Here is an 8,777-nt window from a genome sequence, read left to right on the forward strand (position 1 = left end):
CGTCCCGGCGGCCGGGGCCGGCCGGGACGCCGGTTGGTTCACTGGTCGGCGTCGGAGCCCGGGGCGTCGGAGCCGGCCGGTGCGTCGGCGTCGGCCAGGGCGGGGCCGATGGCCGCGGTGAGGTCGCGGACCGTGGAGGAGTCGAAGAGCAGCTCGATGTCGAGCGAGCAGCCGAGTTCCGCCTCCAGCCGGGAGACCAGTCGCAGGGCGCGCAGCGAGTCGCCGCCCAGCTCGAAGAAGTCGTCGTCCAAACCGACCTCCGGCAGTGCCAGGACCTCGCGGAACAGCCGGGCCACCAGCGCCTCGTGGTCCGCCGTGCCGCCCGGCCCGCCGCTCGGCGCGGCCTCGTCGGCGAACCCGGCCGGGGTGGGCAGGGCGAGCAGGTCGGTCTTGCCGGCCGGGGTGAGCGGCAGCTCGGCGAGGACGGTGACCGCCTCGGGGACCATGTACGAGGGCAGCGAGCGCCGCAGCCCGGCCTGGACCCCGGGGGTGTCGAGCGGGGCGCCCCGGTCCGCGGGCACCACCCAGGCGACCAGGCGGCCCTCCCGGACGGCGACCGCGGCGGCCGCCACCTCGGGCAGGGCCAGCAGGACCTGCTCGATCTCGCCGGGCTCGATCCGGTAGCCGCGCAGCTTGAGCTGGCGGTCCATCCGGCCGAGCAGTTCGATCCGCCCGTCGGGCAGGCGGCGGGCGTGGTCGCCGGTGCGGTACATCCGGCCGCCCGTGAACGGGTCGGTGACGAACCGCTCGGCCGTCAGCTCGGGCCGCTGCCAGTAGCCCTGGGCCACGCCGTCGCCGCCGATGCACAGCTCGCCGACGCAGCCGACCGGCAGCAGTTCGCCGTCCACGGTGTCCAGCACGTGCAGCACGGTGTTGGCGATCGGGCGGCCGACGGTGACCCGGGTGGTGTCGGCGGTGATCCGCTCGACGCTGGAGTACACGGTGGTCTCGGTCGGCCCGTACATGTTCCACACCGACTCGCCGCGCTCGGCCAGCGGCGCCGCCAGGTCCGCGGGGAAGGCCTCGCCGCAGCTGTAGAGCCGGGGGCGGCCGGCGCCCTGCCAGTCGGAGTCCAGCAGCGCCCGGTAGCGGGACGGGGTGGCCTGGAGCGCGGTGATGCCGTGCTCGACGCTGTAGCGGTCGAGTTCGCGGCCGCTCAGCCCGAGGGCCTGGCCGCCGACGTGCACCGTCGCGCCGACGGCGAGCGGCACCAGCAGCTCGGCCAGCGAGGTGTCGAAGCCGAGCGTGGTGAGGGCGAGGAAGCGGGTGTCGCCGTCGAGGCCGGGGTGATGGCGGGCCAGGCTGTCCACCAGGTTCGCCAGTGCCCGGTGGCCGACGGCGACGCCCTTGGGGCGGCCGGTGGAGCCGGAGGTGAACATCAGGTAGGCGAGGCCGTCCGGGGCTGCGCCCGGCAGCTCGGCGGCGGCGGGGTCGGCGGCCTCCTGGAGCGTCAGGTCGAGGTCGGCCAGGTCCAGGGAGGCCAGGTCGACGGCGGTGCCGTCCCAGCCGGCCAGCGCGGGCGCGCCGGTCGCGTCGGTGAGCACCACGGCCGGGGCCGCGTCCGCCAGGACGAGGCCGATCCGCTCCACCGGGTGGGCCGGGTCGAGCGGGACGAACGCGGCCCCGGCCCGGGCGACGGCCAGCACCGCGGTCACCAGGTCGGCGCTGCGGCCCAGGCAGACGCCCACCCGGTCGCCGGGGCGCACGCCGCGCGCGGCCAGCTGCCGGGCCAGGGCCTCGGCCCGCCGGTCGAGTTCGCGGTAGCTGTACCGGGTCTGCTGGTCGACCACCGCCGGGTGGTCCGGGCGGCTGCGGACCGCGTCGTCGATCAGCCCGGACAGCAGGGCCGACGGCTCGCCGCGGTCGATCTCGCTGCCGTTCCAGGTGTCGAGCTGGCGGGCGCGGGCCGCCTCGGGGACGGCGAGCAGCTCGCGGACCGGGCGGCCGGGCTGCGCGGCGATGCGGGTCAGCACCGCGACGACGTGGTCGAGCAGCGCGCCGGTCTCCTCCGGGGTGATCCGCCCGGCGTCCACCACCGCCTGGAGCTGCATCTCGGCGGCGGCCCGCACGACCAGGGTGACCGGGTAGTTGGTCCGCGTCTCGTAGCGGACGTCGCTGACCGTGACCGCGCCGTGGGAGAGCACCGCCTCGGTGCGGTCCGGGTAGTTCTCGACCACCACGACGGTGTCGAACAGCGGCACGCCGGGCGCGGTGTCGGCCCAGCGCTGGATGTCGGTCAGCGGGGTGTGCTGGTGGTCCAGCAGCGGGTGGCGGGTCGCGGCGTGGCGGGCCAGCCACTCGTCGCCGGGCAGCTCCCGGTCGATCCGCACCCGCACCGGGACGGTGTTGATGAACATCCCGAGCATCCGGTCCGCCCGGTGCAGGTCGACGGGGCGGCCCGAGACGGTCACGCCGACCACCACGTCGTCGCGGCCGCTGTGGCGCGCGACCGTCCCCGCCCAGGCGGCCTCGACCAGGCTGCTGAGCGTGGTCGCCCTGCCGGCGGCCAGCCGCCGCAGCGCGGTGACGGTCTCGGCGGGCAGCTCGGCCCGCACCGTGCGGAAGTCGCCGGACGGCTTGGCGCCCGGGCGCACGCCCGGCAGGCTCAGCGTCGCCGGCTCGCGGTAGCCCGCCAGGTAGCCGGTCCAGAACGCGCGGTCGCGCTCGGCCTCCTGACGGCCCAGCCAGGCGATGTACTCGCGGAAGGCGGGCGGCGCGGGCGGCTCGGCGGCGTCACCGGACAGTCCGGCGGTGACCTCGGCCAGCAGCAGCGCGGCGGACCAGCCGTCCAGCAGCAGGTGGTGGTACGTCCACACCACCAGGTGCTCGTCGGGCAGGCGCAGCACCAGCAGCCGCATCAGCGGCGGCCGGGCCAGGTCGAAGCGCTCGCGGGCGCGCTGCTCCAGCTCCTCGGCGACGGCGCGCTCCCGGGCCGGCTCGTCCAGCCCGGACAGGTCGCGGAACTCGATCGGCAGGTCCGCCTTGGGCAGCACCACCTGGTGCGGGGTGCGGATCCGCTCGCGGACGAAGGCCGTGCGCAGCACCGGGTGCCGGGCGATCGCCCGCTGCCAGGCTGCTCCCAGCTCCGTCAGGTCCAGTTCGCCGCGCACCCGGAAGGTGGTCAGCTCGACGTACAGGCCGTGCTCGGGGGAGGTGGTGCTGTGGAAGAGCATCCCCTCCTGGGTCGGCGAGAGCGGGTAGATGTCCTCGATGTCGTTCACTTGGTGTCCTCTCCTGACCGGAACAGGGCGAATACCCGGGCCAGGTCGTCTTCGCTGAGGTCCGCGTCCGAGAACGCCTCGCCCGCCCCCTTCGCGGGGGCCGGATCGGGCTCGGTGGGAGCGGTGGGCGGGGCGGGGGTGTCGGACGCCGGGGCGGCGGCGGGCGCGCGGTCCGCGCGCAGCCGGGCGGCGAGCTGTCCGACGGTGGGGTGGGCGAAGAGGTCGCCGGGGGAGACGGTCAGGCCCTGCCGCTGGAGTTCGGCGGTGATCTGGACGATCAGCAGGGAGTCGCCGCCGAGTTCGAAGATGCTGTCCTCGGGGCCGATCCGGGGGACGCCCAGCAGCCGGGACCAGACCGCGGCGATCTGCTCCTCCAGCCCCTCGGGGCCGGTCGCCGGTGCGGACGCCAGGGCGGCCTCGGGCGCGGCCTGCGATGCGGTCGGGACGGGCGTGGCCGGCCCGGCCGCGCGGGGGCTGACCAGCACGTGCGGGAGGTGACGGTTGGCCAGGATCCGGTCGAAGGCCAGCAGGCCCTCCCGGGTCGGGATGCCGCCCTGCTCGGGCCCGGCGGCCGCGGCGTGCCCCGCGTCCGGGCCGGGGGCGGCCGGGGCCGGGCGCAGCACGAAGCCCTCGACGAGCACGGCCGGAGCGCCGTCCGGCCCGGCGACGACCACGTCGACGACCAGCGTGTCGCCCGCCCCGGCGTCACCGGAGCGGCGGTCGACCCGCACCACGGCCTCGGGGCCGAGCGGGCCGAGCACCACCAGGCGGCGGTAGGCGACCGGCAGATGGCTGCCGGTGCGGGCGGTGACGGCGCCGGTGGCGGTGTCCAGCAGCGCGGGGTGCAGCGGGTGCGCGGCCAGGTCGCCGTGGAACGCCTCGGGCAGGCGCAGCCGCAGCATCGCCTCGCCGCGCCCGTCCTCACGGACCTCGGTGACGCTCTCCCAGCGCGGCCCGGTGCGCAGCCCGCTGGCGCCGCCGGGCCGCTCCCCGGCGGCGGCGGACACCGCGACCTGCGGCACCGGGGCGCAGCGGGCCGCGAGGCCGTCGAGGTCCAGGCGCTCGGGGGAGTCGCCCCCGTACGGCGCGATCCGGCCCTGGGCGTGCGGCCTGGACGGCACGGCAGTGGAGCGCACCTCCCACAGGTGCCCGCCGTCGGGCGCCGGACGCAGCCGCAGGGTGACCTCGGGCGGGGCGTCGGCGGGCATCCGCAGCGGGTGGGTGAAGACCGCGTCCAGTTCGACCGGCCCGTCCCCGACCGCCAACCGGTGCCCGGCGACGGCGAGTTCGAGCAGCGCGGTGCCGGGCAGGACCGGGACGTCGCCGATCCGGTGCTCCTCGGCCGGCCAGGCGCTCTGCCCGGTGCGGCGCAGCCGCAGCTCCACCGTCCCGTCCGGCTCCGCCCGGCGGGCGTCGAACAGGGCGTGGTCGAGCACCTCGCCGCCGTCGAGCCAGTCGCGCCGGCCGGACCGCAGCGCCATGCCGGTCTGCGACCAGCGGTCCCAGCCGATCGACACGGCGGCCCGGGAGCCGGCGGCGAAGCTGTCCAGGAAGGCGTTGGCGCCGGTGTAGTCGGCCTGGCCGACCGCGCCGGTGACCGCCAGCACCGAGGAGCAGAGCACCAGCACCGGCCGGTCCACGGCCGTCAGCCGCTCCAGCAGGACGGTGCCGAGCACCTTGGGGGCGAGCACCCGCGCCATCTCCCCGGCGCTGCGCAGGGCGGTGACGCCACCGCCGGGCACCCCGGCGGCGTGGACCACCCCGGCGATCGGGCCGTACGCGGCCCGGACCCGGTCGAGCGCGGCGCCGAGCGCGGCCTCGTCGGTGACGTCCGCCTGGACGAGGCAGAGCCGGGCGCCGTGCGCGGTCAGCCCGGCGAGGGCCTCGGCCAGCTCCGGCGGGCAGCTCGCGGCGGGCGCCGCGTCCTCGGGGCGTAGGCTCCGCCAGCCGGCGCCGTCGGGGACGGCACGGCGGGTGAGCAGGACGAGCGTCCGGTCGGCGTCCTCGGCGAGGTGGCCGGCCACGGCCAGACCGATCCCGCCCAGGCCGCCGGTGACCAGCCACACGCCGGACGGCGCGGCGGGCTGCGGCCCGGCCGGGTCGGTGAGGACGGGCCGCTCCGGGGCCGGCACCAGGTGCGCCCGGCCGCGGACGGCGGTCAGCGGCGCCGCAGCGTGCCCGGCGCGCAGCTGCGCCACCACGGTCTGCGCCGCCAGGGCCAGTTCCTCGGGTTCCCGGGTCGGGCAGTCCAGGTCGAGGGCCTGGACGGTGACGCCGGGCAGCTCCTGCGGCAGCACCCGCACCGCGCCCAGCCCGGCGGCGGCCTGCGGGGTGCGGGCGGGCTGCCCGTGCACCCCGTGGGCGGCGTCGGTGACCAGCAGCATCCGCAGCGGCCGGCCGGGGAACGCCTCGCCCAGGGCCCGGGCCAGCTGGACCGGGACGGTGAGGGCGCGCAGCGCGCCGTCGGCCGCCTCGCCCGGGGTGGCCGAGCGCAGCGGCGGGGTGTCCAGGGCCCAGCAGGAGAGGACGGCGTCCGGCGCGGTGCCGCGCGCGGCCAGGGCGGCGGCCAGCGCGGGGAAGGCGGCGGGGTCGTCGGCGTCGAGCGTGAACGGGGTGCCGTGCGTGAGCGCGGTGGACGCCCCGGCGCGGACCAGGCTGACCTGGGCACCGGCGGCGGCGAGCTCTCCGGCGACGGCCTCGGCGAGGCCGGACTCGTCGGCGAGCAGGAGCACCGACGGCGGGAGCGGCCCGGTGCCGGACGGCGGCAGGGCCTGCGTCCAGGACACGACGTGCAGCCAGTCGTCCACGCCGCTCGCACCGTCGGAAACCTGCGCGGGCCCGGCGGGGCCCTGGGCGGTGACGGCGGCGGGTTCGGCGGCGGTGGGCTCGAACCAGTGCCGGGTGGGCTCGAACGGGTAGCCCGGCAGCGAGACGTGCCGGCGCCCGGCGCGCTCGCCGAGGGCGGACCAGTCGACCTCGGTGCCCCGCTCCCACAGCCGGGCCAGCGCGGTGAGCCGGGCCGGCGGCTGGTCCGGGGCGGGCGCGGCGCCGCCGAGGGTGGGCAGCGCGGGGCGTCCGGCGCCCAGGGTCCGCACGGCGAAGCCGCTCAGCCCCCGGCCGGGGCCGAGCTCCAGCAGCGGGCCGTCGCCCGGCAGCGCGGCGAGCGCGTCGGCGAAGCGGACGGTGTGCCGCAGCTGGCGCGCCCAGTACTCCGGTGACGCGGCCTCCTCGGCGGTGAGCTCACGCCCGGTCAGGCCGGAGACGAGCGGCACGGCGGGCGCCTGGACCGGGACGGTGGCGACCAGCCGGGCGAACTCCTCCAGCAGCGGTTCGGCGTCCCGGGAGTGGAAGGCGTGCCGCACGGCCAGCTGCCGGGCGGCCACACCGCGCGCGGCCAGCCGCTCGGCGAGCCGCGCGACCGCCTCGGGGGCGCCGGCCACCACGCAGCGGTCGGGCGCGTTGACGGCGGCCAGCTCCGGCCCGGCCGGGTCGTCCAGCAGGGCGCGCAGCTCCGGCTCGGGCAGGGGGACGCTGAGCATCGAGCCGGGTGCCATGGTGCCCATCAGCCGGCCGCGTTCGGCCACCAGCCGGGCGGCGCCGGGCAGGTCGAAGACCCCGGCGGCGCAGGCGGCCGCGAACTCGCCGACGCTGTGCCCGGCGAGTGCGACCGGCCGGATGCCGAGCCCCGTCCACCACGCGGTGAGCGCGTACTCCACCGCGAACAGGGCCGGCTGGGCGGTCTCGGTCCGGTCGAACAGGTCCGGGTGGGCCGGGTCGAGCAGCAGCTCGCGCAGCGGCGCCGTGGTCCACGGCCGCAGGGCGTCCAGGCAGCGGTCGAGCGCGGCGCGGAAGAGCGGCTCGGCGCGGTACGGCTCGGCCGCCATACCGGGGTGGCCGGCCCCCTGCCCGGGGTAGAGGAAGGCCACCTTCCGACCGGTTCCGACGGCCTGGACGGCCTGGGCGGCGGGGGATGCCTCGCCCGAACGCCCGGTCAGGACGGCGCGCCGCCACGGGTGGTGGCGCCGCCTGGTCTGGAGGGTGAACGCGGCGTCGCCCGCGCCGGGCGCACCGGGGGCGGCCAGCGCCGTGCCGATCCGCTCGGCGGCCCGGTCGAGCGCCCGCTCGCTCCTGGCGGACAGCGGCAGCAGCTCCCACTGCGCGGGCTCGGCGGCGGGCGCGGCGGGCAGCGGCGGCGCGTCCTGGAGGATCAGGTGGGCGTTGGTGCCGCCGATGCCGAAGGAGCTGACGCCCGCGATCCGGGCGCCGTCGCGGCCGGACCACGGCTCGGCCTCGGTCAGCACCCGGAACAGGCCCGGGGCCAGTTCGGGGCTGGGGCTCTCGAAGTGCACGGTCGGCAGCAGCGTGCGGTGCTGGAGTGCGAGCACCGTCTTGATCAGCCCGGCCATCCCGGCGCAGGTGTCCAGGTGGCCGACGTTCGACTTGACCGCGCCGAGCACCCGGCGGGAGTCCGGGGCGTCCGCGAACACCCGCCCCAGCGCGGCGAGTTCGATCCGGTCGCCGAGCGCGGTGCCGGTGCCGTGCGCCTCGATGCAGGAGACCTCGCCGGGCGTGACCCCGGCCACGGACTGGGCCGCCGAGACGACCCGGACCTGTCCGTCCAGGCTCGGCGCGGTGAAGCCGACCTTGCGGTTCCCGTCGTTGTTGACCGCCGAGCCGAGCAGCAGGGCCCGTACGGTGTCGCCGTCGGCGACCGCGTCGGCCAGCCGCTTCAGCACCACCACGCCGACGCCGCTGCCGAAGACCGTGCCGGTCGCGTCGGCGTCGAAGGGGCGGCAGTGCCCGTCGGCGGAGAGGATGCCGCCCTCGGCGTGCAGGTAGCCGAGCCCCTGGCCGATCCCGGCGGAGACGGCGCCGGCCAGCGCCACGTCGCACTCGCCGCTGAGCAGCGCCTCGGCGGCCAGGTGGACCGCGAGCAGGGCGGAGGAGCAGGCGCTCTGCACGCTCAGGCTCGGGCCGGTCAGGCCCAGCCGGTAGGAGGTCTGGGTGGCGAGGTAGTCCTTGTCCCCGGCGGCCAGCCACTGGACGTCGGCCCGGTCGGCCAGGTGGGCCGCGTTGGGCAGCAGGTGGTGCGTCAGGTAGGAGTTGAAGCCGGCCGAGGCGTAGACGCCCACGCCGCCCTCGACGCCGTCGGTCAGCTGCCCGGCGTCCTCCAGCGCGGTGACCGCGCACTGCAGGAACAGCCGGTGCTGGGGGTCCATCAGCTCGGCGTCGCGGGGCGGGATGCCGAAGTACTCGGCGTCGAACTCCGCGAGGCCCTCCAGCACGCCGCCCGCCCCGACGAACCGGGGGTCGGCCAGCCGTTCGGCGGGGACGCCCAGGGCCGCCAGCTCCTCGGGGCTCCGGAAGGTGACGCTCTCGTGGCCCGCGACCAGGTTGGCCCAGAAGGCCCCGGCGTCGGGAGCTCCGGGGAACCGGCAGGCGAGGCCGGTCACGGCGATCGCGTCCGGCAGGTCCGGCGGTGCGGCGGCCGGGCCCCCGGGGGCGTGGGTGGTCATCGGGCTTTCTCCTCATGGGTGGTGATGCGACGCGGCTCGC

2 protein-coding genes are annotated in these 8,777 nt (G+C 77.8%); both read right to left on the reverse strand.

Features of this window, described 5'->3' with window-relative positions; genetic code table 11:
• Positions 1 to 38 precede the first annotated feature (38 nt).
• A complete protein-coding gene (locus AB0P03_RS04010; RefSeq protein WP_363627753.1) occupies positions 39 to 3,221 on the reverse strand; it encodes an amino acid adenylation domain-containing protein in 3,183 nt (1,060 codons plus the stop codon).
• A complete protein-coding gene (locus AB0P03_RS04015; protein WP_363627754.1) occupies positions 3,218 to 8,737 on the reverse strand; it encodes a type I polyketide synthase in 5,520 nt (1,839 codons plus the stop codon). The genes AB0P03_RS04010 and AB0P03_RS04015 overlap by 4 nt, the downstream gene beginning before the upstream one ends.
• Positions 8,738 to 8,777 lie beyond the last annotated feature (40 nt).

Source organism: Kitasatospora sp. NPDC088779, from assembly GCF_040685395.1.
Classification (GTDB): Bacteria; Actinomycetota; Actinomycetes; order Streptomycetales; family Streptomycetaceae; genus Kitasatospora.

Bases quoted from the DNA above. Each gene is read 5' to 3' on its own strand.
- AB0P03_RS04015 (WP_363627754.1), bottom strand. From the start codon at position 8,737: ATGACCACCCACGCCCCCGGGGGCCCGGCCGCCGCACCGCCGGACCTG.